General features: G+C 49.6%; 16 protein-coding genes. 10 read left to right on the top strand and 6 right to left on the bottom strand.

Annotated features, from left to right (window positions below):
- Positions 1–79: 79 nt before the first annotated feature.
- Positions 80–1,591, top strand: a complete 1,512-nt coding sequence (locus LJ740_RS15225; protein WP_229529965.1) for an NADH-quinone oxidoreductase subunit L — start codon at positions 80–82, stop codon at positions 1,589–1,591.
- The gene (locus LJ740_RS15220; RefSeq protein WP_229529964.1) at positions 1,588–3,987 is read left to right on the top strand and encodes a YbcC family protein; all 2,400 of its coding nucleotides are present in this window, start codon (positions 1,588–1,590) and stop codon (positions 3,985–3,987) included. The genes LJ740_RS15225 and LJ740_RS15220 overlap by 4 nt, the downstream gene beginning before the upstream one ends.
- A gap of 16 nt (positions 3,988–4,003) precedes the next feature.
- On the opposite strand, the gene LJ740_RS15215 is transcribed toward LJ740_RS15220, so the two are convergent.
- The 6 genes from LJ740_RS15215 to LJ740_RS15190 all read right to left on the bottom strand — a co-directional run bounded on the left by LJ740_RS15215 (position 4,004) and on the right by LJ740_RS15190 (position 12,021).
- Positions 4,004–5,413: a winged helix-turn-helix domain-containing protein gene (locus tag LJ740_RS15215; protein WP_229529963.1), complete on the bottom strand. Its 1,410-nt coding sequence runs from the start codon at positions 5,411–5,413 to the stop codon at positions 4,004–4,006.
- A gap of 46 nt (positions 5,414–5,459) precedes the next feature.
- Positions 5,460–6,242, bottom strand: a complete 783-nt coding sequence (locus LJ740_RS15210; protein ID WP_229529962.1) for a hypothetical protein — start codon at positions 6,240–6,242, stop codon at positions 5,460–5,462.
- 4 nt (positions 6,243–6,246) lie between these two features.
- Positions 6,247–7,917, bottom strand: a complete 1,671-nt coding sequence (locus LJ740_RS15205) for an alpha-amylase family glycosyl hydrolase (protein ID WP_229529961.1) — start codon at positions 7,915–7,917, stop codon at positions 6,247–6,249.
- A gap of 163 nt (positions 7,918–8,080) precedes the next feature.
- Positions 8,081–9,082, bottom strand: coding sequence for a LacI family DNA-binding transcriptional regulator (locus LJ740_RS15200; protein WP_229529960.1), 1,002 nt, complete (start codon positions 9,080–9,082; stop codon positions 8,081–8,083).
- Positions 9,083–9,104: 22 nt separating this feature from the next.
- Positions 9,105–10,637, bottom strand: a complete 1,533-nt coding sequence (locus LJ740_RS15195) for an MFS transporter (protein ID WP_229529959.1) — start codon at positions 10,635–10,637, stop codon at positions 9,105–9,107.
- A 34-nt stretch (positions 10,638–10,671) separates the two neighbouring features.
- On the bottom strand, positions 10,672–12,021 hold the full coding sequence (locus LJ740_RS15190) for a GH1 family beta-glucosidase (RefSeq protein ID WP_229529958.1): 1,350 nt from the start codon (positions 12,019–12,021) through the stop codon (positions 10,672–10,674).
- Between the two features lie 235 nt (positions 12,022–12,256).
- Here LJ740_RS15190 and LJ740_RS15185 point away from each other — a divergent pair, with 235 nt between their 5' ends.
- From LJ740_RS15185 to LJ740_RS15150, 8 genes are all read left to right on the top strand, one after another.
- Positions 12,257–14,773, top strand: coding sequence for a glycoside hydrolase family 3 protein (locus LJ740_RS15185; protein WP_229529957.1), 2,517 nt, complete (start codon positions 12,257–12,259; stop codon positions 14,771–14,773).
- A gap of 16 nt (positions 14,774–14,789) precedes the next feature.
- On the top strand, positions 14,790–16,142 hold the full coding sequence (locus LJ740_RS15180) for an MFS transporter (RefSeq protein ID WP_229529956.1): 1,353 nt from the start codon (positions 14,790–14,792) through the stop codon (positions 16,140–16,142).
- Entirely contained in the window at positions 16,139–18,526 is a 2,388-nt protein-coding gene (locus LJ740_RS15175; RefSeq protein WP_229529955.1) for a GH36-type glycosyl hydrolase domain-containing protein, read from the top strand. The genes LJ740_RS15180 and LJ740_RS15175 overlap by 4 nt, the downstream gene beginning before the upstream one ends.
- Positions 18,523–19,029 (top strand): gluconokinase, encoded by a 507-nt coding sequence (locus tag LJ740_RS15170; protein ID WP_229529954.1) that lies wholly within the window; start codon positions 18,523–18,525, stop codon positions 19,027–19,029. Before LJ740_RS15175 ends, LJ740_RS15170 begins: the two co-directional genes overlap by 4 nt.
- On the top strand, positions 19,019–19,789 hold the full coding sequence (locus LJ740_RS15165) for a CBM9 family sugar-binding protein (protein WP_229529953.1): 771 nt from the start codon (positions 19,019–19,021) through the stop codon (positions 19,787–19,789). The genes LJ740_RS15170 and LJ740_RS15165 overlap by 11 nt, the downstream gene beginning before the upstream one ends.
- Before the next feature lie 274 nt (positions 19,790–20,063).
- Positions 20,064–23,000 carry a TonB-dependent receptor gene (locus LJ740_RS15160; protein WP_377307086.1) on the top strand — a complete coding sequence of 979 codons (2,937 nt, stop codon included), beginning with the start codon at positions 20,064–20,066 and terminating at the stop codon, positions 22,998–23,000.
- A 105-nt stretch (positions 23,001–23,105) separates the two neighbouring features.
- Complete coding sequence (locus LJ740_RS15155) at positions 23,106–24,668, top strand: tryptophan halogenase family protein (RefSeq protein WP_229529951.1); 1,563 nt, start codon at positions 23,106–23,108, stop codon at positions 24,666–24,668.
- The gene (locus LJ740_RS15150; protein ID WP_324255619.1) at positions 24,665–26,137 is read left to right on the top strand and encodes a tryptophan halogenase family protein; all 1,473 of its coding nucleotides are present in this window, start codon (positions 24,665–24,667) and stop codon (positions 26,135–26,137) included. The genes LJ740_RS15155 and LJ740_RS15150 overlap by 4 nt, the downstream gene beginning before the upstream one ends.
- Positions 26,138–26,221 lie beyond the last annotated feature (84 nt).

The raw sequence follows: 26,221 nt of genomic DNA, 5'->3' as shown, positions 1-26,221 counted from the left end.
CAATTTATATCTATTTTAATTAACTTTATTAGTTTGGCAAACTTGCGTCTCACTAAAACAGGCGATAGGTGGGAACGTTGTGCAAAGTTGGGTAGTGGCAAGTACGTTGTTAATGATTCCGGGTTTATTGGCTCTGATGGGCTGGATGGGCGGCAGAACCCGAACAGACAAATCGGCAGAGCGGATATATCGCGCCACCTTGTGGCTGGCAATGGGTTCAGTACTAATGTCTGGTGTGGGCGTATATCAGTTTTACAGCCAGACATCGTCAACCGCCAGCGGTCAACTGTTTGGTTTTAATCAGATCAATAGCATCGTACTGCCACTGGTGCTGTTTATTGCCACCATCATTATTCGCTTTTCCCACAATTACATGGCCGGCGAAGCGTGTTATCCGCGTTATTTCCGCTGGATGACGTTAACCATCACAGCGGTACTGGTTACCTTACTGAGCAATCATCTGGTCATCTTCTGGCTGGGCTGGTTTACTATCAGTCTGACATTGCATAAATTACTGACCCTTTACCCTGAACGACCAAGAGCCATTCTGGCTGCCCACAAAAAGTTTATACTGGCACGCAGTGCGGAACTCTGTTTGCTGGTGGCGTTTAGCCTCTTGTACCTGCAACATCAAACCCTGTACATCGATCAATTACTACTGACTATCGGCGCCATTGCCAGCACAGCAGAGCAGGTAGCTGCGCTATTAATTGCACTGGCGGCACTGATTAAGTGTGCGCAATTGCCGGTACACGGTTGGCTGATTAAAGTGGTAGAAGCACCCACTCCTGTCAGCGCTCTGCTGCACGCCGGTATTATCAACCTGGGAGGATTCTTACTGCTGACCTTTGCGCCCTTATTGCAAATTTCAGACTGGGGGCGCTGGACGGTACTGCTGGTGGCCGGTATCAGTACCTTACTGGCGTCTTTGATTTTACTCACCAGGGTCAGTGTTAAAGTGCGTTTGGCCTGGTCAACGTCGGCGCAAATGGGCCTGATGCTGATTGAAATTGCTTTGGGTTTGTACGAACTGGCAATTTTGCACCTGATTGCCCACTCACTGTACAAAGCATTCTCTTTCCTCAATAGCGGTAATGCGGTTTATGAGCAATTGCAGCAAGAGTTGACCGGCAAAATTCACGCCCCCACTGGCCACTGGTTGGCATCTTCCCTATTTAGTTTATTACTGGTATCCCCGGCAGTGGTTTTGCTTTCTGGTCCGATTGCCCCCTGGGTATTACTGTGGATGGGATTTACCATACTGTTAGCCACCAGCAGTCAAAAACTTTATGCAAGTTTAATGGCCATCAGTCTGATAGCCATTTATCTCGCGCTGAAATTCGGATTAGGACACGTGTTTCCAGGCAATGCAGTGGTGCCTTTCAGCGCTGAAGACTGGTTTATCACAATACTGATCATCAACATGTTTATTTTCGGTATGCATTTGCGCTTTAACAATCAAAAGCCCTGGGTACAGCGCCTATCAGCGGCCTTGTTTGCTGGCCTGTACCTGGATGAATGGTTTACCCGCATCACACTTAAATTCTGGCCGGTCAGAACCCACGCCAACGCAGTTAAGGAAATACCATGAATCAGCTAATGTTATCAGGCAACCCTCAGCGCAATTTAATGCTTCATGAGACAGTGCTGCAGGTTTGTCAGCGTATCGCACCCAACTGGCCTTTAGACAAAGCCATCGCCGTAAACCCATACTGGGAGTTAAAACATCAGCCTTTTACAAAAGTGGCGGCTAAATTGTCAGCCCTGGGTAACATGCAAAGTCAGATGCCCCTGACTTTCTGGCAGGATCTGTACAACCAGCGGCAAATCAGTGATTCCGCTCTGCAACAAGCCTGTCGCCAGTTTAATTACGACAAAGGCTTATCGGCACTAGCCACACGGGAAGCCCCCCAAAATGCAGCCAAACTGCGATGGCACAATCTGTCGATGCTGGTTGATAACTATCGCTCCAGGCATCAGGTGTCCTGGCATGATGAAATTATTCATCAGCTCAGTCAGTTTTGTGCCGCGTTTTTTCAAAGCAGTCCTGTCCTGGAGCAGGTGAACAGCCCGCAAAACAGCCCCTGCTTTTATGCCAGTTGGCGCAAAAACATCACCAAAGACAGTGGCATTGCGATATTGATGGGTGAACCCAGACTGGCGCAGGATATTCGGTCTTTACCTCATGATCCCGAGACAGTATTTGAACTGGCCAGCGCAGAATTAGCGCTATCTGAAACAGCGACTGAACATTATCTGCATGCCTTACTTTTGGACGTTAATGGCTGGGCGGCCTATATCGCGTACCGCCGCTGGCAGGGGCTGGATGACAATATGTCACAGCTACTGGCCGCCCGTCTGGCATGGGAGCTGATTATCTGGCGTCATGTGGCCCAGTCACATCCCGATTTACACGCCAACATTCAGGCTCGTTGGCAAGAAGAACAGACCCGTATTGCTGACAAGATCCAGCGACAAGAGCAACAGCAACTCAAATCCTGGATTTGGCAAACTGCCTATGAATTAACTCAACAGCAAAAATTGCAACAACAACTGGCAACAGCTCCCGTTGTTACAGCATCTGCGGTAAAAATGCAGGCGATATTTTGCATTGATGTCCGCTCAGAGATTATTCGCCGGGCACTTGAACAACAGGACGCGGGCATTGCAACCTATGGCTTTGCTGGATTCTTCGGTATGCCCATCGCGTTCTCACCTAAGGGCACCACGTTGCATCGCCCACAGTTGCCCGGGTTATTATCACCGCAAATTTCAGCCTCGTTGCAGTCCGACAAAATCACCCGACTACGCCCCATTAAAAACAAGGCCAACTGGCAACGCTGGAGTCACAGTCCCACCGGATCATTTTCCATGGTGGAGTCCTCCGGTTGGTGGTATGGCTTTAAGCTGCTGAAAAACATGTGGTTTCCGGAAAAACAGGAAAATCCGGTCAGTAGTCTGAGCCATGACGCTAAATGGCAGCTATCAAAAAACGGACAGCCTCTGTCTGGCGATGAATGTGTGGAATTAGCCAAAGGGGTCCTCACTGCAATGGGACTCAAATCCTTTGCTCCAGAGGTTTTATTGGTAGGACACGGTAGCCAGTGCAGCAACAACCTGCACGCGGCCGCGTTGGATTGTGGCGCTTGTGGCGGGCAATCAGGTGAAGTCAATGTGCGGGTGTTGGCACAATTGCTCAACGACAAAGCAGTCAGAGAGGGTCTGCAAACGCAAGGCATTACCATTCCGCAAACCACCCGCTTTATTGCGGCGCTGCATAATACCACCACAGATGACATCCAGTGTTTTGCTGAACAGCTCAATGAACAGCAACAGCGTTGGTTGCATGAGGCAACTGCGTTAGCTCAGTCTGAACGCGCCACTAGTGTGGATTCAGAATTGTCATTCTTATCGCAAAAGCAGCGCAATAAGGCCTATCAAAAGCGCAGCAAAGACTGGTCACAGGTACGACCGGAATGGGGTTTAGCGGGCAATCACAGTTTTATTATTGCCCCACGGTCATTAACCCGATCTTTGAATCTGGCTGGCAAGGTATTTTTACACGATTATGACTGGCAACAGGATAACGCATTTGCTGTACTGGAATTATTGCTTACTGCGCCCATGATAGTCACCCACTGGATAAATATGCAATACAACGCGTCTGTGACTGACAATCAAAATTTTGGTTGTGGCAACAAGGTACTGCACAACGCCGTAGCAGGAAATATTGGGGTATTTGAAGGCAATGGCGGTGATTTGCGGATTGGTCTGTCAATGCAGGCAGTACACAACGGAAAGCGATGGATGCATACCCCGCAAAGGCTCAGTGTCTATGTTGATGCGCCACAACAGGCCATCGCGGATATAGTGCAAAAGCATGAGCACATCCAACATCTGGTGGACAACCAGTGGTTGTATTTGTTCTGCTGCCAGCAGCGGAACAATATCTCTCGCCTGTATCAGGGAAACTGGCAGCGTTGGTAATATCTTCGCCCCGAAGTTACTTTGTTGTCGCTTCGGGGAAATACTGAGAGAACTCCTGCAACTCACCGTATAAAAAAGACATTTCTTTGGACTGAATCAAGGATCTGGCCTGTTCAAACACCCGTCTGGCCAAATCGGTTTGTCCGGTTTCCAGATGCAACAAGCTCAATCGGAGTTTCAGCCCCGCCGCATTGACAGGAGCATTGATCTCATCATAAAACGACTGGGCTTTCAGGTAGCTGCGCATGGCTTCTACGGGCTTAGCCTGGGCGCGATAAACATCGCCCTGTAACTCTTCCAGTTTAGCGCGAGTCAGCCAGTTGGTTTCAGCGTGAGTCAGCTGTAATCCACTGGCGATAATTGATAAAGCCTGTTCAGGTGCACTTTGCCATTGCGATAAAGCTTTTAAATACAACAGGCGAGCCCGTTGATGTTCACTGATTTGCGTCGCCTGCAATGCTTCGTTAACTATCGCTTTCGCTTCAGGCTCACGGGATTTCCAGATCAATAGTCTGGCCAGCATAATCACCCCCTCAGTATCTGACTGAGGGTCCACAATCAGACGCTGCAACACCGGAATCGCCAGTGCCCAGTCGGTTTCATAGGCCTGAACCATTTGCGCCAAACGTGTTTGTTCTGGCTCGCTGTCGATTTCATTGCGACCAAGCATCCCGTCTACGTTTTCCGCCAGGGTGGAAAATGCCAGTTCAATATCATGGCTGAACAGCACAAATTGCTGAGCCTGTTGTTGATTGGACAGGCTGTAAATCAACTTATAGTCATACACATCGCCATATGTCTTTACCGCCAGTGACCAGCTATCAGACCCGGCAGCAAGTTCTGCCTCACTGAACAACCGTATTTTCCGTGTACTTTGCTTTTTACTCAGTATTTCCCTGAGCATTGCTGCACCGGAATCTGCTAACCACTGATGGTCATTGCGATCAATGCGGCTCTGAACCGACTCTATCAGCAACAGTTTTTGGTTTTCATTGTTAAACCAGAAATATGACGCTGCGCCAGACAGCAGTATAAAGCTGATAGCTATCATCGCTCTGAACAACAGGATATTCTTTACTTTAAAAGAATTTGGAGTAGGTGAATACTCACTTTCATCATGTAATTCAGGTATTGGCGTTGTCGTAATTAACCATTCATAACCTTTACGGGGATGATTCTGAATAACCGTAATGTCAGAAAACAGTTGTCTGATCTCACGGACTGATTGAAAAATAACCCCTTCATTCACCTGCACATCATCCCAGACTTCATCCAGCAGTTGTGATTTGCTGATGATCTGTTCCGGGTGGGTAATCAGGTAACGCAACAGAGCCAGAGTTTTTGGCCGCACCACCTGTACCTTATCACCGTACACCAGTTCACGGGTGTGGGTATTGAGCACATAGTGGCGGATCTTAATTTTCATTCATCGAAGTAAGTAGCGGAGCTTGTCCGCTATACTAACGGGAAGTTTAGGGAGTGGCTACCAGGTCCATAATCCTGGCCGCCATTGCGGGGTTGATTTCGTAGTGTTTGCGCACAAAGTCCAGCATGTGTTGTGCGCAAAGTGGCAAATCTTCTATGCCTGAGAGCATAACCTTAAAATCCGACAAATAGGCCGGGTGACGCAATTCCACCCGCCGGTCTACACAAAACCCGTCCCGGGTGGTTAAGCGTTCCTCAGACAGAGATAAATCCAGCAGTGAAATGAGTCGGTCCAGCGCGTAAACCTGAACAAAACGCATCGCTGAACACCACTCACCGCGGCGATAACGGCAAAGGCCCACATACAGATTGGTGAGCAGTTCACCTAATAAAAAGTCTTCGTCTATGCTGGCCGTTGGCAACGCCTGAGCGGGTGCCGCCAGAGATTCGGGCAGACTGTCATCTCGCCAGATAAACTGCCCAGTTTCGTAAGGAATATGCCCCAGCTCTTGCGGCTCAAACACCGCAAACTCACAAAACACACCGTCAGTAAACAGCAATTTGTAGCCATCGCGGCTATTGCGAAAAGCATAGGCAATGTCGCAAATCTCCGATAACCAGTTTAAATTCTCGATAAACTGCCACTTACAGCCAGGTGCCACAATGGCAAAAAAGTCGAGGTCAGAGAAGCAATCCATTCTGCCCTGATCACCGGCAGAGCCCAGAGCTAACAGCCCTAATCCATGACGGTGATGCTTCAGTGTTTCCGCAATGTCTGTCAGTCGCCCAATGAGTAATTCAATGGTAGCTCCCGGTGTTTGCTGCACCATGTTTTTACTCCCCTAACAACACCCAGGACCAGGGGCTATCTATGAATACCTGACCTTCCTTTACCCTGACTTGCTGCCCAGAGTAATGGTCCTGCAACAGGGTTCCTTCGGTAAAGACATCTGCAACCGGAAGCGCCTTGTTGCCTGGCTTCAAATCCGCCCCGACCACAACGGCTTTGTGATTTGCCAGGGTTCGGCTAAACACATAAGGTTGAGCTGTAATAATTTGATGTTGTCCCGCACCCACCGCAGGAAAACGCTGACGAAACTGTCCCAGCCTTTGCCAATGGCGCAACAACGCCTGGGTATCAGGCTGTGTAAGATCCTGCCAGTTCATATTCGCGCGCAAACCGGCGTCTCCAAAGGCATCTTCGACAAGCATAGGTCGCGCTAACTCATCCCCGTAATAAATTTGTACACCACCGGGTGCCATCATTAATTTAAACGCACTGTCCCAGATCTGTGCGCGGGATCTATCCCAGGAGTCCTGATCATCATGGGAGCCGATGTAGTTCAGTATCCCTTTCCCCTTAAAAGCGGGCGCCTGCAACCAGGCAGAGTATTGACTAAACAAAGACTCAGTGTCCTGGCTGATGTGGCTAACAAAACCCATATTGATCAAGGCATCAAAACCAAAATCAAAAAACTGGACCTGTTTATCGCCATAATTGTATTGATTGTTTTCAGGGTTAGCGCTTTTAAAACCAGCGACGCCCCAGTTAAACACTTCACCCACCATGTAAAACGGCAAATCTCCCAATGCGTCATCTGGGTGCTCAGTTCGCCATTGAGCAAGCGCTAACTCACTTTCTTTTTTCAAAATCGCCCATATTTCCGGCTCTACGTGTTTCGCGGTATCCACCCGAAAGCCATCAATACCGTATTCCCGTACCCAATCGGTTAGCCACTTGACCAGGTAATATTTGGGCGCTTTGGGATAACCGGTGCGCTGAAAAAAGTCGCTGAGTTCCGCCAGTTCAGTATCCAGGCGACCTTCCTGACGCCACTTTTCCAGCAGAAACTCTGGCAGTTCAACCTCCTGTTCAGATTCGGTTTTAATGTCGGTCAGGGATGTGGCTAACGCGCAACTGACATTTTGTTGATAGCTGGTCCAGTTGCACAAAGGCTCTGTTCTGACCCAGTTCGCTGGCCAGAGTTGATCCTGCTCGGTTTTGGGGCCGGTATGGTTAATGATGACATCCACCAGTACCCGAATCCCCTGTTTGTGGGCGGCCTTGATCATAGCGGCTAAATCCGCTTCGCTACCAAAATTGGCATCCACAGCCGTCCAGTCTTTGGGCCAGTAGCCATGGTAGGCGTAAGTCAGGCGGTCGGACACATCAAACCCGTGTATCTGTTCAATCACCGGCGTAGTCCAGATAGCATCTACACCAAGACGGTTAAAATAACCGGCTTCGATTTGTTGCGTAATCCCTTTGATGTCCCCGCCTTCAAAGCCTCTTAAGAGTGCAGCCTGCTGATGACGTTGATAACTGGCATCATTCCCCGGGTCCCCGTTACTAAAGCGGTCGGTTAACAAAAAATACACGGTGGCATTGCGCCAAAAGTCAGGGGTCTCTGCCCAGCTTTTATTGATGGTCGCCAGCAGCAAGATAATACTGCTGAGTAACAAACAGGTGGCTACCGGGCTTGATTGGGTTGGTGTGGAATTCATGGTTCAGACTCCAAACAATTAAGATTCGTTTGAAGTCTTCGACAATTTAGCGGTTTATGACACTGAAACCTTCTTAAAAACACTTAAATGCTTTTTAACATGAGCCATTATGGTATGTGAGTACTTACATTTAAAATTAAATAAATGCCATTCAGTTAGCTCTTCAGTCTGGTGAAGCGGACAACACAGAGTCCCGCAATACCATTTCTGCATCATACAAGTGTTGCAGTTGGTGCTTTTGACCATACACCTTATTCAGAATATGTTTTGCCGCCATCTCACCCATTTCATAAATCGGGTTACTGACGGTGGTCAGTTTCGGATAGACGTGATGGGCAATTACCACGTCATCGAATCCGACAATGGATAAATCTTCCGGCAGTTGTAGCCCCATGTCGCGGGCGCAACTCATGGCGCCGGAGGCCATCCAGTCGTTGGCGCACACCAAGGCACTAAACTTGATGTCTTTGGCCAACAGTGCCTTTAATCCATTAATGCCGTCTTCTTCTTTAAAGCGACCTTCATACAGGCTTTCCGGAGAGAAAGGTATGCCGGCTTCCTGAAGCGCCCGCTTATGTCCGGCCAGACGCAACATGGCATCAGCCTTGTTGCCAGGACCGGAGATATAAGCTATGTCCTTGTGACCCTGCTCTATCAGATGCCGCGTGGCGCTGTAGCCACCGGATTCGTTGTCCAGACAGAAACAAGCTTCATCCAGTTCTTTGACGTGACGGTTGATAATGGACACCGGCAAGCGCGATTGCAGCGCCACCAGATCCTGATCAGACATGGCCTCAGAATGCAGAATAAGCGCGTCACAATTGCGGCTGATCAAAAATTCAACGGCATCCAGCTCTTTGGCTAAATCATTGTGACCAACACTGATGATGACATGTTTGTCCTGTGCTCTGAGTGTCATTTCGATGGCCTGCATCATTTCCCCGAAAAAGGGAGTATGTAACTCGGCCACCAGCACCCCGATGCTGTCAGTACGACTGTTCGCCAGTGAGCGGGCCACTGAGCTGGGACGATAATTCAGTTCCTGAACTGCCTTTTCTACTTTTTCACGGAGCAGTGGATTCACCGTTTTACGGCCATTCAACACTCGCGACACCGTCGATAAAGATACACCGGCTCGTTCTGCCACCTGATAAATTGTCGCCACTCATCCTCCAGAGAAAGGGTTTTTAAGCAGTCTGGGTTTGCCGTTTCATTGACAGTGCCAGGGTAATTTCAGACTGCTTGTTGTCATCCAGAGGATAAAACCACATTAACAGCGCGCCCGCAACGGCAAATCCCGCAGGGATCCAACTCATCAACAATAAAATACCGGGTAATGCCTGTTGTGCGGTTGATTTATCGAGGCCATCGTAACCGTACCAGGCCAACACTAAGAGTACTAATGCGCCGGCAAACCCGCCTCCGGTTTTTTGCACGAAGGTACCGGCAGAATAAACCAGTCCTGTAGCCCTTCTTCCTGTGCGCCATTCCGAATAATCGGCCGCATCGCCTAACATGGCAAAAAATAGCGTAGGCATCATAGCGGCAAAAAACTCTGCAACACAACCCAGGATAAATATCCAGGTCAGTTGCTCAGAAGGTAGCCAAAACATCAACCCGGTAAACAGGCTGCTGAGCAGCAGTACCCAGATAAACAGCCATTTGCGTCCCAACCAGGCAGACAATTTTGGCGTCAGTAAAGCGCCCAGCACCGACACGACCAACAGCGCAATAAAATACTGACCCGCATACAGTTCCAGACCGACATAATACTTGAAGTAATAAGCTATCGCGGCATATTTTACGCCATTGAACATCATGGTGAGAAAACCAATCCCCAGCAGAATCAACCAGGGTTTGTTGTCGAGTAGATCCAGCAAATCCCGCTGAGTTCGGCTGATATTGTCGTTCGCCGAAGACTTTAACCGGCGCACTGCCCATCCTATACCCACCAGCACAAGCACAAAAAACAACCCGGTAGACCAGTTGCGGAAATAAAAGAATAAGGTCATGGCCAGAAGCGGCACAATCAACCAGGGAAGTTGTTTACTCAGATCCAGCAATTCCCTGCCCAGCGAGCCGGTAAACTGCTGGCTGGTAACCACCCTTTCACGGGTAAATCCGACGGTAACAAGCATTAATAAAACCAATAAAACGGCATAAAAATACATGGCATACTGATAACCCTGTGCGCTGCTTCCATCGCCCAACGCTTCAACCATCATGGGTAAAAAGCCCATCACAAACATACCGCCGATAAAGGCACCGGCAAAACGAAATCCCGATAAACTGGTGCGTTCATTGTGGTCATGGGTCATCACCCCCATTAACGCCGAATAAGGCACGTTGCTCATGGTATAGGCCAGCGTCAGGCCGATATAGGTAATGTAAGCATAAACTAACTTGCCGGAATCGCTGAGATTTGGGGTACTGAAACACAGCACCATAAACACCCCAAGTATGGGGGCAGACCAGAGAATCCAGGGGCGGAACTTACCCATTTTGCTTTGGGTTCGGTCGGCGATCATCCCCATTAAAATATCGGTAATGCCATCAGATAAGCGCACGACCAAAAATAACATCGCCGCAGCGGCCGCCGAAATGCCAAAGGTATCCGTGTAAAAAACCGCCATATAGGCCAAGGCACCACGCCAAACCAGGTTTGCGGCGGCGTCACCGGCACCATAACTGAGCTTTTCCGCCAGACTTAATTGCGCCATAATTCGCCGCTCTCCTTCCCCTCAAAACCACTGTTCACTGATTTAGTTCTCGTTTTTGTTGCAATAACGCCTGCCAGGCAAGCGCACTTTGTTTTAATGTGCGCTGCTGGCTCTGAAAATCCACGTAAACCAAACCAAAGCGCTGAGTATAACCCTCGGCCCACTCAAAATTATCCATCAGGCTCCAGGCAAAATACCCCTTAACTTCGACACCTGCCAGCATCGCCGCTTCCAACGCCTCAAGATGAGACTGAAAATACGCTACCCGATCGGTATCCATCACCTGCCCACCTTCGAGTTGATCCGCCATCGCCGCACCATTTTCAGTGATGTAAATAGGTGGCAGATCAAAACGTTGCGCTAATCTGATAAACAATTCCCGCAACGCGTCCGGGTAAATTTCCCAGCCGATGGCGGTTTTAGGTCCCTGGTGCTCGTGCTCGGTATACAAGCTATTGCTGTCGGTTGCTGCTGAATAGTGTAGACGGGTATAGAAGTTTACGCCCAGATAATCCAGCGGTTGTTGGATTATCGCCATATCACCTTCATAGATAACCGGCTTGTCGGATTCCGGGAGACGTTCAAACACATCAGGATAAGTGCCTTCCAGCAAAGGCTGTAAATACCATAGGTTAATGTACTCATCGGCCAGAGTAGTCGCCTGCACATCTTCAGGATTATCGGATTTCGGATAACAGGGCGTAAAATTCAATACAATTCCGGCTTGCACATTCGGACAGTTTTTGCGAATAATGGGCATCGCCAAACCATGGGCCAACAAGATATGATGTGCTGCCTGGCGTCCTGATGCCCGACCGGTTTTACCCGGCGCATGTACACCAATTTCATACCCCAGGTAGGCAGAGCAAAAGGGTTCGTTAAACGTCGCATAAGCCGCGACTTTATCGCCCAGCCGCTCGGTCACTTTAGCCGCATAGTTTGCAAAGGCATAGGCAGTATCGCGATTCAACCAACCACCCTGCTCTTCCAGGTATTGTGGCAGATCCCAATGATACAAGGTGACAAATACCTGAATATTCAGACGGTTTAATTGTGCAATTAATTGCTGATAAAAGTGCAAACCGGACTCGTTGATCTCCCCTTCCTGGGTCATCACCCTGGGCCAGGAAATGGACAGGCGATAGGCGCTGACATTCAACTGTTGTAATAACTCAACATCCTGCTCCCATCTGGCGACGTGCTCACAGGCAACTTCGCCATTGCTGGCATCTTCGATTGCCCCGGGACGCTGGCAAAATGTATCCCAAATGCAGGGCAAACGGCCGTCAATATCGCCCTCAATCTGAAAGGAGGAAGTGGCCACACCGAAGATAAAATCTCGCTGCATTAAGGGGGAAGAAGGGCTTAACTGAAGGTTTTTCATATCACTGAGTCATTGTTAATTTGTAAACTGAAATTGTCACAGCAGCACACTGCTGCCACCGTAAACTTATTGTTAATTTGCTGTTGTATTTATGTTTATAACATGCAATTCTAATTTTGAGAAAGCGCTTTCTTAATATTTTTATCAGATTTAGAAAGCGCTTTCCATAAAAACAATTTGAATATCTGACATTCCGCTCCTGTGGCATTGTCAGGTAACTGATTAGAGAACCATGATGAAACGAGCAATAAACAGACTTTTAATTCCACTGGGTTTGATACTGAGCAGTGCGCAAATATCAGCACAGGTTTCACTTTGGCCGGCACAGATCTCCGGAATGCCGGAATCCGCCGAAATGGAACAGCGCATAACCACCATGCTTGAAGACATGACGCTGGAACAGAAAGTCGCCCAAATGATTCAGCCCGAGATCCGTGATATTAGCGTGGCAGATATGCGCAAATTCGGATTTGGCTCTTATCTGAATGGCGGTGGCTCGTTTCCCTACGGCAATAAGCAGGCAACCATTTCTGACTGGGTGCAATTGGCCGATGATTTGTATCGGGCCAGTATTGATGCCAGTGAAGATGGTTCAACTATCCCGACCATGTGGGGTACGGACGCGGTTCACGGTCACAACAATGTTATCGGCGCTACTCTTTTCCCTCACAACATTGGTTTAGGCGCAGCAAACAACCCACAATTGATTGCCGATATTGCGCGGGCCACAGCCCTGGAAGTACAGGCTACGGGAATCGAATGGATCTTTGCGCCAACCGTTGCCACTGTCCGGGATGACCGCTGGGGTCGCACCTATGAAGGCTATTCGGAAGATCCGGAAATTGTGAAAGCCTATTCAGCGGCAATTGTGCAAGGATTACAGGGCAGCGATGCGGATTTTATGCAGCCAGATCGGGTTATCAGTACCATCAAGCACTTTTTAGGTGATGGTGGCACTATAGGTGGCGATGATCAGGGTGACAATATCGATACCGAATCCCAGCTGGTAAAAATTCATGCACAGGGGTATGTCAGTGGTATTCAGGCCGGAGCCCTGACCGTCATGGCATCATTCAATAGCTGGCATGGCAAGAAGATCCACGGCAGCAAGTATTTACTCACTGATGTGTTAAAAACCCGCATGGGTTTTCAGGGCCTGGTGGTAGGCGACTGGGCCGGTCATGGTCAGGTGGCAGGGTGTAGTAATGAAAGTTGCCCCCAGGCCATTAACGCCGGGCTGGATATATTTATGGCACCTACCGCTGCCTGGCGTCCTCTGTATCACAATACCGTACAACAGGTCCGTGATGGCATTATCCCAATGACGCGGGTAGATGACGCAGTACGCCGTATATTACGCGTAAAACTCCTGGCTGGTGTATTTGAACGCCCGGCCCCTGCTGAAAGGTTATATGCTAACAAAGAAGCGCTTATTGGCGCCCCGGCACACCGGGAAATAGCCCGTAAAGCCGTACGTGAATCGTTGGTGTTGCTAAAAAACAAAGGCGGGCTTTTGCCATTGTCGCCCAAACAACACATTCTGGTGGCAGGAGATGGGGCTGACAATATCGGTAAACAATCCGGCGGCTGGACTATTACCTGGCAGGGCACCGGTAATCAAAACAGTGATTTTCCCGGTGCCACTTCCATCTACCAGGGGATAGCAGAACAGGTGCGCAATGCCGGAGGCAGCACGGAACTCAGTGTCACCGGTGAGTTTGAGCAGGTGCCCGATGTAGCCATCGTAGTGTTTGGAGAATCACCCTATGCAGAAGGTCATGGGGATCGCAACGATCTGCATTTTCAGGCCGGCGATAAGCAGGATCTGGCGCTATTGCAAAAGCTTAAAGCCAAAGGGATTCCGGTGGTGGCCATTTTTCTCAGTGGCCGACCCATGTGGGTAAATGCCGAGCTGAATGCATCCGACGCTTTTGTAGCAGCATGGTTGCCCGGCAGCGAAGGTCAGGGAATTGCCGATGTCATCCTGCGTGACAAAAATGACAAGATTGCGTATCCGGTCAGCGGCAAACTCAGCTTTTCCTGGCCCAAAACAGCCCACCAGAAAGTCAATCGTTTTGACCCAGACTACCATCCCTTGCTGCCCTATGGTTTTGGCTTGCAGTATGGCGAATCCGGGCCACTGGATAATGTGACGTTAGACGAGCAGGTCAGCAGCAGTACACAGAGCACCTTGCCAAGAGTGATTTTCAATGGTCAAACCCAAAAACCCTGGATCTTGTGGTTGCGGGAAGGTGAGCAGCGCTTGCAGGTGAATAGCAATACCCACCAAATGCAACAGCTCAGCTTTCGCACCATCGATAAGGCCATTCAGGAAGACGCGCTGCAGGTGACGTTTTCAGCGCAGGGAGACAGCAGCCTTTACTTTGCCAGTAAAAGTCATTTCCGAGAAGATTTGCGTGCTGACCTGCTGGCAAAAGCGGCCTTAAGCTTTGCTCTTCGCAGTGCAGACAAATCTGACGCACCGATCTGGTTACAGCAGGGTTGCGACAATCCCGACAAACAACATTGCGGGGCTCAATTGGATCTGCGTCCTTATCTGACCACAGACAACCGTTGGCAAACCCTGACAGTTCCGCTGACCTGTCTGCAAGCGCTGGGAATGGAATTCCAAAACAGTGTAGTGCCCTTTGAAATCAGCAGTAATCAGGCCATTACCCTTGAAGTGGCAGAAGTGCAAATAGTGGCACCACAGCAAGAATCCAGTGTGGATTGTGCCGACTTCGCTCAATAACAGGACCCGACAGAACATGAACAACAATATGATGCTGCCCATCAGAGAAAAGGTGGGATATGCCATGGGTGATGTAGCATCCAATTTTTACTGGCGGGTGCTGGATCTATTTCTATTGATTTTTTATACCGATGTATTTGGTATATCAGCGGCCGCCGTCGGCACCATGATGCTGGTAACCCGCCTGATTGATGCCTTTTCCGACCCTATCATGGGCGCCCTGGCTGACCGCACCCGCACCCGATGGGGACAATTTCGCCCTTATCTGCTTTGGGGGGCGATTCCACTGGCCGCAGCAGGGGTTTTAACCTTTACCGTACCGGACCTGGATCAGAACGGTAAACTTGTCTGGGCTTATGGTACCTATATCTTTCTGATGCTGGCTTACACCTTTATTAATGTTCCTTATGGCGCGTTGATGGGCATCATGACATCTGATACGCAGCAACGCACGCAGCTGACCTCTTTCCGGTTTATTGGTGCATTCAGTGGTGGCACTTTGGTGGCCTGGTGTACCCCGGAGCTGGTAGCATTACTGGGCCAGGGCAATGATACCCGGGGCTGGCAGCTCACCATGATGGTCTACGGCGTGATAACCAGCCTGCTTTTCATTACCACCTTTTTCAGTGCCAGGGAGCGTATTCAGGTACCCAGTCAGCAACATAGCAGTACCTGGACTGATATTCAGGATCTGTTGCACAACAAACCCTGGTTAATCTTATTTTCTCTGGCCCTGATTATCATGCTCACTATCAGCTTGCGCGGCAGTTCAGGCACCTTTTACCTGAAATATTATGTCGGTCGCGAAGATCTGATTGGCCTGTTTGGCATGGTATATATGCTGTCACTGGCCACAGGAGCGGCAATTACGCCGTTGTTGTGCCGCTTCATTGATAAGCGTCGCTTACTGATGGTGCTGATGTCAGCGGTTACTTTATTTTCGGTGTTGTTTTACTTCATCCCCAAAGACAACCTGCTGTTAATATTTTCTTTGCAGTGCCTGATTGGCTTGTGTCTGGGACCAAAATCGCCACTGGTATTTTCAATGTATGCCGATACCGCCGATTTCGGCGAATGGAAAAACGGCAGACGCGCAACCGCTATGGTATTTTCAGCGGCAGCCTTTTCCCAAAAACTTGGCGGTGCATTGGCCGGAGCCACTATTGGCTGGGGTCTGGCCTCGCTGGGTTACACCCCCAATCAGGTACAAAACGATGCCTCGGAACAGGGCATTTTACTGCTAATGAGCTTGCTTCCGGGACTGTTTGCCCTGATTTCAGTGGTGATCATTCACTTTTACTCACTCAGTGAACAACGACTGGAACACATTCAGCAGGACTTGCAGCAAAGAAGGGAAACATTGTCATGAACCACAGTAAATCAGCGCCATTTGAGTTTGATCAGCACACAGGTGCCATCCACCTTTATAATCCCGATGACATTCCCAATGCCAGTGGCTATCTGTGGAACAAAAAAATGTTGCTCAACATGACCTGTCGCGGCTTCGCCAGTTGTCACTTTATGCAGCCTGAGCCCGCTACCTACTCCTGCGGTCCGGCACTGGAGGCGAAGACCTTTCTTCAGCCAGAGCATTATTATTATCAGGGCCACCCGGGACGATTTTTTTATGTCAGGGATCATCAAACACAGGAACTGTTTTCCCTGCCGTTTGAACCCATGAGCAAACCACTACAGCAGTTTCGATTCACGCTGGAAAACGACGCAATCTGTTGGCATATTCGCCATCTGGACTGGTGTTTCGATATCCGGGTTAGTCTGTCCTGTGATGACGTCGTCGAGATTTGGCAACTTAAGATCAGCAATCGCAGCGACACGTCTCGCAGCCTGAGCATCTATCCTTGTTTTAATATTGGCTATCAGTCCTGGATGAATCAGGGCGCGAATTATTCTCCCGTCAGTAACAGTATTATTGGTACCAAAATCACGCCCTACCAAAAACTACCAGATTACTACCGCCAAAAAGATTATCTGGAACTGAGTTTTTTTAGTGCCGATCAGCAGCCCGACAGTTACGCCGCTAATCTGGCGCAATTTCTCGGCAGTGATGGCTGGAGCCACCCCGCAGCGCTGAACAATCGTTCTCTGGGCGACACCCAGGCGGTTTACGAAACACCTGTCGCTGTGATGCACTTTGATAAGCACATCAAGGCACAGGACAGCCAGCAACTTGGTTTTATATTTGGTGCCGCACGAGATGAAGCGCAAATTCAGCGTTTGCGGGCACGCTATTTAACGGCGCAACAACAGGACGACACCCGTTTTCAGTACCGGCAATACCTGAACGCACATTCAGCCTGTATCCAGGCACATACTCCGGATGCGGAACTTAACCAGATTATCAACCACTGGTTGCCACGGCAGGTTTATTATCACGGTGATGTCAACCGACTGACCACAGATCCACAAACCCGAAACTATCTGCAGGACGCCATGGGGATGTGCTATCTGGCACCAGACTATTACAAACAGGCATTGCTCAGATCACTGGCTCAGCAGGCCAGTTCCGGAGCGATGCCGGATGGTATTCTGTTGCATGACAAAGCCAGCTTAAAATACATCAATCAGGTGCCCCATGCCGATCCCTGTGTCTGGCTGCCAATCACCTTGCAGGCTTATCTGGATGAAACCGATGATTTTGCTGTGCTGAATGATACTGTGCCTTTTGCGGATACTGAACAAAAAGCAACGGTTTTGCAGCATATCGATTTGGCGATGAAATGGCTGCAGGCACAGTTAGATGAGCGCGGCCTGAGTCTTATTGAACAAGGCGACTGGTGCGATCCCATGAATATGGTTGGTCATCAGGGCAAAGGGGTTTCCAGCTGGTTATCCATGGCCAGCAGTTGGGCCTTCCAGATTTGGGCAAACCTGTTAATGCGGGTCAATCAGACTGAAACCAGCAACTACTGGCAAGAGCAAGCGCTTACTATCAACAACAATGTGAATCAGCACTTTTGGCACCAGCAGTGGTATGGTCGGGGCATTACCGATGCAGGCCGCTTGTTTGGCACTGAAAACGATCAGCAGGGTAAAATCTACCTGAACCCGCAGAGTTGGGCGATGTTGTGTCAATGTGCCTCGCCAGAGCAGGAGCAGCAGATGTTGGCCGCGGTACAATCCCACCTCAGCACCCCTTTTGGCGTGGCTATGTTAGCGCCGGCCTATACCGCGATGGTAGAAGATATCGGACGCTTAACTCAAAAATTCCCCGGGGTGGCCGAAAATGGCTCGCTATACAACCACGCCGCGGCTTTTTTTGTTTATGCTTTGTATCAGCAAGGCCACAGCAAGACCGGCTATGCCACTTTGCAGCAAATATTGTGTCGTTCCGATCAGGCGTTGCAAAAGCAACAACTCCCTAATTTTGTGCCGAATTATTATCGGGGCGCCAGCCCGCAACACCCGGAATACTGTGGACTGTCCAGCAGGTTGTTCAATACCGGTACTATCGCCTGGATTATGCGTACTATTACGGAGCAAATCTTTGGCCTGAAAGGCACAGAAAACGGTTTACTGGTGCAACCGCAACTGCCTCCGGAATGGCCGGAGGCTCGGGTATTGCGCACGTTTCGCGGTCACAAACTCCAGGTGCGATATCGTCGTAATCCGGACCTTAGCCAGCAAACGCTGGTGTTAAATGACACACCGGTACAGGGCAACATCATCGCTACAGAGCAGTTAACAGCCGACAACGATTTGCTGGTATTGCTACCGACGGAAACTGACCAGTGAATCGGCTGTATGTGGTAATGGGGGTCAGCGGTTGCGGTAAATCCACCCTGGCGCAGCAAATAGCGCAGCACCTGAATGTTAGATTTCTCGATGCCGATGACTATCATAGCCCGCAAGCTGTCGCGCAAATGCAGACCGGAATTGGCCTGACGGATGCCCAGCGCGCGCCCTGGTTTGACCGTATCGGACAGGCCATTCAAGGCCAGCGCGAAACCACCGGCGTACTGGCCTGCTCTGCGTTAAAAGCGGCATATCGACAGCGCATCAGAAAGATGGCCAGGCAGGTCATCTTTTTGTGGTTGAAGGTAGATCAAGACACCCTGCTACAACGCCTTGCCGGGCGTCAGCAGCACTTTGCCGGCACGACCCTGTTGCAAAGCCAACTGGCGACACTGGAGCCACCGGAGAATGAACCTGACGTTTTACACTTTGATGGAAGTCTAAATTCAGGGATACTATTTAACCAGGTTCTGTCACAACTGGAAAATATCCATGACCATTAAACGCACTATCTTTTCTCTGCTAATGATCAACCTGATTGGCACAACATCTGCCGCAGAACGGATTGGGATCAGGCACACTGCCCAAGCCCCGGTCATTGATGGGCAAGTGGATGAACTTTGGCAACAGGCCCCCTGGTGGCCTCTGGATAATCACATTCTCGGTGACATTCCGGACAAAGCTGACTTTTCCGGTCGCTTTAAACTGCTTTGGGATGAAGGCAAACTCTACCTGTTAGCAGAAATCCAGGATGACGTGTTAGCGGATCACTACCCCAATCCGAAAACCCAATATTGGGATGACGACTGTCTGGAGATCTTTATCGACTCAGACGCATCCGGTGGTAACCACCTCTATACCCACAACGCTTTCGCCTATCATATTGCTCTGGACAACCAGGTAGCCGATATTGGCGAGAACCGGGGCGCGGGAGAAAACTCGGTGGTGTTACTGAACCATCACCTGAAAAGCCGCTGGCAACGCACTGACAGCGAACCCTATCCGGTAATCTGGGAAGTTGCAATGAACCTCTATCCTGATGCCTACAGCGATGCTCACCCGCTACCCCCGTTAGCCCTTAAAAGTCACCAGGACATCGGCTTTATGCTGGCCTATTGTGACGCTGACGGGCAGGGTTATCGTGAGCATTTTTATGGTTCCACGGCTATCCAACCTGTGGATGGTGATAAAAACCTGGGTTATATCAACGCTGACGTGTTTGGACAATATCAATTGCAGCCCACAACAACTACACAAAAATAACAAATAGAAATTTTTTACTTACCTAATTTCAGTAACTTACATAATTTTTGTTAATTGATTGTTAATTTATTATTGACTGACGGAATCACTTGAACTAAATTGAGAAAGCGCTTTCTCGGAAGCATGGAAGCATATCGGCGCCTCGAGAAAGCCCTTTCTCAGATTGAGATAAAAGTGACTAAAACTTAAAGAGAGCAACACAGTGAAAAACGCAAAACTAAGCAAAACTAAATTAGCCACCAGCGTATCCCTGATACTCGCTGGCGGTATGACAATGCCAGCACTGGCGCAAGAAAGCAGCGAGCTGAATGACGTTGAAGTTATTCAGGTCAGCGGTATTCGCGGCAGTATGCAGGAATCCATGGGTGTAAAGCGGGAATCATCAGGCGTCGTCGATGCAATTTCTGCTGAAGATATCGGTAAGTTTCCGGATACCAACCTGGCAGAATCGTTACAGCGCATCACCGGTATTTCCATCAATCGGAACAACGGTGAAGGTAACCAGGTTACTGCACGTGGCTTTGGTCCGGATTACAACATGGTGACCTTAAATGGCCGTACTATGCCTGGCTCAGCATTACCTGCAAATGGCGGCACGCCCAACTCCCGCGCTTATGACTTTTCAGACCTGGCATCAGAAAGTGTGCGTGCGGTTGAGGTGTATAAAACCGGAAGGGCCAGCATCGCGACCGGCGGTATTGGTGCCACTATCAACATCAGAACAGCACGCCCGTTTGATGCCTACGAAACAGGATTCAGCGCCAATGTCGGTGCTAAGGCACTGCACGATACCACCAATCGGGTTAATGACGATGTTACCCCCGAAATCTCCGGGTTTGCGAATTACGTCAACGAAGACAAAACCTTTGGTGTTACCCTCACCGGTTCCATTCAGGAAAGAGACAGTGCTGCGGTAGGTGCTTTCGTTAACGAATGGCGTGTTAACCCTTTTAATGGCACGGTGCCGCAATCACCAGATCCGGCAACCAACCCGGCCAGCGGCCCGGCCGTGGTACTAAATAACGCACCGGATATTGGCCAGTTGTTTGCCATCCCGGCCGATTTGCGTTACTACGTGTCAGACCGTGAGCGCAAGCGTACCAATGCCCAGTTAACCGTACAATTCGCCCCATCAGATAAGCTAACTGCTACTCTGGATTACACTTATTCCAAACAGGATCTGTACGAAGCCCGCGCTGAACAGTCAATCTGGATGGACGATCGCTATTTTGCCGAGCTGACCTTTGATGATGAAGTAGTTGCTACCCCCATTCACATCACTCAGGAGCGTCGTGATCTGTTGCCTCGGGATTTGGGTTTGGCATTACAGGAGCTTAATCAGGTCAATGAAAACAAGTCTCTGGGTATCAATCTTGAGTACATGGTCAACGAAGACTTTTCACTGGTATTCGATGCCCATCACTCTTCGGCTGAAGGCAGACCTGATGCACCCTATGGCACCTGGACCAACCTTGGTCTTGGCGCGAATGTGGTACGCGGTCAGGGCGCGGATTTCTCTGTAGACTTCCCGATCATGACGGTGGATTTTGACGATCTCAGTCGCAGCAACCTGAATGGCAACGGTGTCCTGGATCAGGACGACGTAGGTACCTCCATTCTGGATATGAATTTCAGCTCTCAGGACACTGAAGTCACCCAGGCACGTTTAGATGGTCAGTATCACTTTGACGAAGGCAGTATCAAGTTTGGTATTGAATCTCGTGCTATGGAAAGTACTTCGCTGCAATCCTTAACGCGACATACCATGGGTAACTGGGGTATTGAAAACCCAGGTGAGTTACCGGCAGGCGTATTAACACCTCTTAACCTGGCGGAAGAATTCACTGATTTCAATACCAATGGTATTTTTTCTCAAGGCTTTACCGGTAGTGTGGCTGAGATAGGTGCATTTGCTGCAAGCACCTATGGATTTAATTTACTGGCCGACAACCCATACGCCACTAACCGCACCATTGAAGAAGACATTGTCGCACTGTATTTTGAATACGATTTATCCGGCGAACTGGGCGGAATGCCTTACAATTTGCTGATGGGTCTGCGCTATGAAGATACTGAGACTACGTCCATCGCCAATATTAGTTTGCCCAGCGCTGTTGCCTGGGAAAACAACAATGACTTCAATATCCGTTTCGGTAGCGCTATGGAAGATGTCGCGTATAAATCAGACTATGACCATCTGTTACCGGCTCTGGACTTTGATATTGAAGTGGCAGAAAACGTCATTACCCGATTCTCTTACAGCAAGACTATTGCCCGTCCTACCTATAACCATTTGAGCGCTGCATCGGATCTTAATCAGCCCAGCAGTGCCACCCCGTTTTCGGACAGACCCACTGCGTCAGCGGAGTCCGGCAACCCTTATCTGAAGCCGCTGGAGTCGGATAACGTGGATATCTCGGTAGAATACTATTTCGACGAGACCAGCTATGTGTCAGTCGGCTTCTATGACAAACGGGTACGCAACTTTATCGGTAATGAACAGGTAGAAGAAACCATTTATGACCTGAGAGATGCCACGGCCGGTCCCAGAGCACAAGCGGCTATCGCCGAGCTTGAGCGCTTAGGTGTACCACTCAGTGACAGCACCTTATTCAGTATGGTGGCGGCCATGGAAAATGGCGTTGACTTCTTCTCCATGACCGATGAAGAGTTTGAAGCAACCTATGATATTCTGCCCAATGGCGATGATCCCTTGTTAACCTTTATCAACAGTAAGCCGGTTAATAACAAAAGCGCAAATATCTATGGTTTTGAGATTGCAGCACAACACTTCTTTGGCGATACCGGATTTGGTGTAGCGGCCAACTACACCACAGTTAACGGTGATATCGCCTTCGATATCAATGCCGATCCTTCAGAGACGCAATTTGCACTGGTGGGACTCAGTGACACCGCTAACCTGATTCTGATGTATGAGAAAGACGGCCTGCAGGCGCGTATTGCCTATAACTGGCGGGACAAGTTCCTGAACAATGCCGCCTTTTACGTGAATGAGCCCAGCTTTACCGAATCATTATCTCAGATTGACTTCAACGTGTCTTATGACGTCACTGAGGATCTGACGGTATTCCTGGAAGGTATCAATATTACGGAAGAAGACAGCCGCACTCATGGCAGAACCAGTGCGCAATTGTGGCGCATGGAAGACCTTGGCGCCAGATATGCGTTAGGTGCGCGATACAAGTTTTAAGTGTGTCCATGTGGTACCGTTTTCCAGTGTCCTTCGGGGCACTGGTTTTTTCGCATTTTAAGTTGAATAAATTATGCTTACAGCAGGTTTGCATAAAGGTACAACATGGATAACCCATTAAAACATATTGTCATTTTAGGTGGCGGCTCAGCCGGTTGGTTGACCGCTGGTCGACTCGCCGCACAAATGCAGCAGCGGGAACAGCAACTGCAGATCAGTCTGATTGAGTCTCCCACCTTAAGTACCATAGGTGTTGGTGAAGGTAGCTGGCCTTCCCTGCGCCACACGCTTCGCCAAATCGGCATTTCTGAACTGACTTTTTTAGTGCGCTGTCAGGCTTCGTTTAAACAAGGTTCAAAATTTATTGGCTGGCGCAATGAAACTGCTACCGGGCACTATTACCACCCCTTCACAAACCCGGTAGGCTATACCGAAATTAACGGCTATCAACATTGGCAAAGCAGCGCCCAAGCAATGCCCTTTGCCGATGTGTTTTGTCCACAACCGGCAGTGTGCGAGGCAGGCCGTGCCCCTAAGCAACTGGCCACGCCCGAATACGCCCAGGTCGTTAACTATGGATACCACTTTGATGCCGATAAACTGGCAGAACTGCTAACCGAGCACTGCACCCAACAATTGGGGGTCAACCATATTCGCGACCACATAGAGCAAGTAGAGTGCCATCCTAATGGCGATATCAGGGCACTGATTGGGCAACAAAATGGGCCAATAACAGCAGACTTTTTTATCGATTGCAGTGGTATGGCTTCCCGTCTGATCGGCCAGCATTACGCCATCCCATGGCAGGCGGTAACCCAGGTACTACCCAGCGACTCGGCAATCGCGGTGCAGGTTCCCTATGCGCAGAACGATAGCCCCATTCAGTCCACCACCAATGCCAGCGCTAAACCAAACGGCTGGATTTGGGACATCGGCCTTTATCACCGCCGGGGGGTAGGCTTTGCCTACGCCTCTGGATTTTGTGACAAAGCACAAGCGGAGCACACTTTGCTCGACCATCTTCGCCAACAACTCAGCGAGGAGCAGGTAGCCACACTGACTCCCAGACACCTGAAATTCACCCCCGGCTATCGCAAAAAATGCTGGCAAAACAACTGCCTTGCCATCGGTATGTCAGCCGGATTTATTGAACCCCTGGAAGCCTCAGCCATCGCCATGGTGGAACTGAGCATTAACATGTTGTGCGAGGAATTCCCACAAACCAGACGTCACATGGACATACTGTCGCAGCGTTTTAACAAACGCTTTGATTATCGCTGGCAGCGGGTGATTGACTTTGTCAAATTGCACTATGTATTGAATAAACGACAAGACTCCGAATTCTGGAGCTGGCAGCGCCAACCCGAATCAATACCTGACTCACTGCAAACCCTGTTAGCACTGTGGCAATTTCAGACGCCTTCCCGTCTGGATTTCATCGAAAACGAGGAAGTATTCACCTCAGCCAGTTATCAATATGTACTATATGGCATGGGCGCACACAGTCAGCAAATCAAAGACAACAATTTTTATCAAAGCCAACCTCGGGCAAACACACTGATGCAACAAACGCAAAACATGAAACAACAACTTTTGCAGGGACTACCGGAAAACCGCAGCCTGCTGAGCGCTATCCGACAAAAAATGACAACGGAGGTAGTATCGTGAACAGCATTTCTGATGTGGTTATTGCCGGTGGCGGAACAGCCGGGTGGATGGCGGCCGCGTCCCTGTCAAAACTGCTGGGAAAAAGTTTGAATATCACCCTGGTAGAATCAGATGAAATCGGCACAGTGGGGGTCGGCGAAGCCACCATTCCGCCCATCAGAACTCTGCACAAATTGTTAGACATAGACGAACGTGCGTTTATGAAAGCCACCCAGGCCACCTTTAAACTGGGTATTCAGTTTGAAAACTGGGGACAACAGGGCGATAGCTATATTCACTCTTTCGGGATCACAGGTCGCGAATGCTGGGCTGGCGAATTTCATCACTTTTGGCTCAGGGCGCAACAGGAAGGCATGACCACCCCGTTTGGGGCCTTTTGTCTGGAGCATGAAGCGGCACTGGAAAACAAATTTGCATTGCACCAGCAAGTACCACTGAATTTTGCCTATCATCTGGATGCCACCCGCTACGGGCAGTTTTTACGGGAAATGGCCCAACGGCAGGGTGTTACCCGTACCGAAGGAAAAATCGCAAAGGTCATGCAATGTCCCGACTCAGGCTATATCAGTGCCTTGCAATTGCAAAATGGTGACACCGTCCGTGGCGATTTGTTTATCGACTGCACCGGTTTTCGGGGCCTGTTGATCGAACAAACGCTGCATACCGGATACGATAACTGGAGCCACTATTTACCCTGCGATAGTGCCCTGGCAGTGCAGTGTAGCAACCCTGATGCTCCCAAACCTTATACCCGTTCCATTGCTCATCAGGCTGGCTGGCAATGGCAAATTCCATTGCAAACCCGGGTAGGGAATGGTCTGGTTTATAGCAGTCAGTACCAGGATGACAGCGACGCGCAAACCCTGCTGATGCAAAACATCCCGGGAGAGCCGTTAACTGACCCCAGAGTGATCCGCTTTACCCCCGGCAAACGTCGCAAGGGTTGGCACAAAAACTGTGTCGCATTGGGGTTAGCATCAGGCTTTATCGAGCCTCTGGAATCCACCAGCATACATCTGATCATGACCGGCCTGGTCAGGCTGATGCGCCTGTTCCCGTTCAATGGCATCACCGATGCCGCCATCAATGAATACAACAACAAATTCGACAGTGAAATGCAGTGTATTCTGGACTTTATTGTCATGCACTATGCCGCAACAGAACGCCGCGACAGCGAATTCTGGCGTCATTGTGCCAGCATGGAACTCCCCCCGTCGCTGCAACACAAAATCGCATTGTTTAAAGAGACAGGTCGGGTATTTTTAGATGACGGTGATATATTCAGGGTAGATTCCTGGACACAGGTGATGCTGGGACAGCGTCTGAAGCCGCAACAATATCACCCCATCGTTAATGAAATGAGCCAGCCTGAATTCCAGCGCTTCATGCACGGCTTGCAAATGCAGGTAAAGCAGCAGTGTAATGCTCTGCCTGAACACGGCGCCTTTATTAAACAATACCTGGGCTGAGTGCAGGTCCCTTTTGGTAAATATTTATGTAAGACATCAGTTTGTGGTTGCGTCATGTGCAAAAGCCTTCTAACTTTTACTGCA

The organism is Planctobacterium marinum (genome assembly GCF_020687805.1).
Taxonomy (GTDB): domain Bacteria; phylum Pseudomonadota; class Gammaproteobacteria; order Enterobacterales; family Alteromonadaceae; genus Planctobacterium; species Planctobacterium marinum.
Note: the sequence above shows the minus strand (reverse complement) of the source record. Positions and strands in the feature narration are given on the sequence as shown.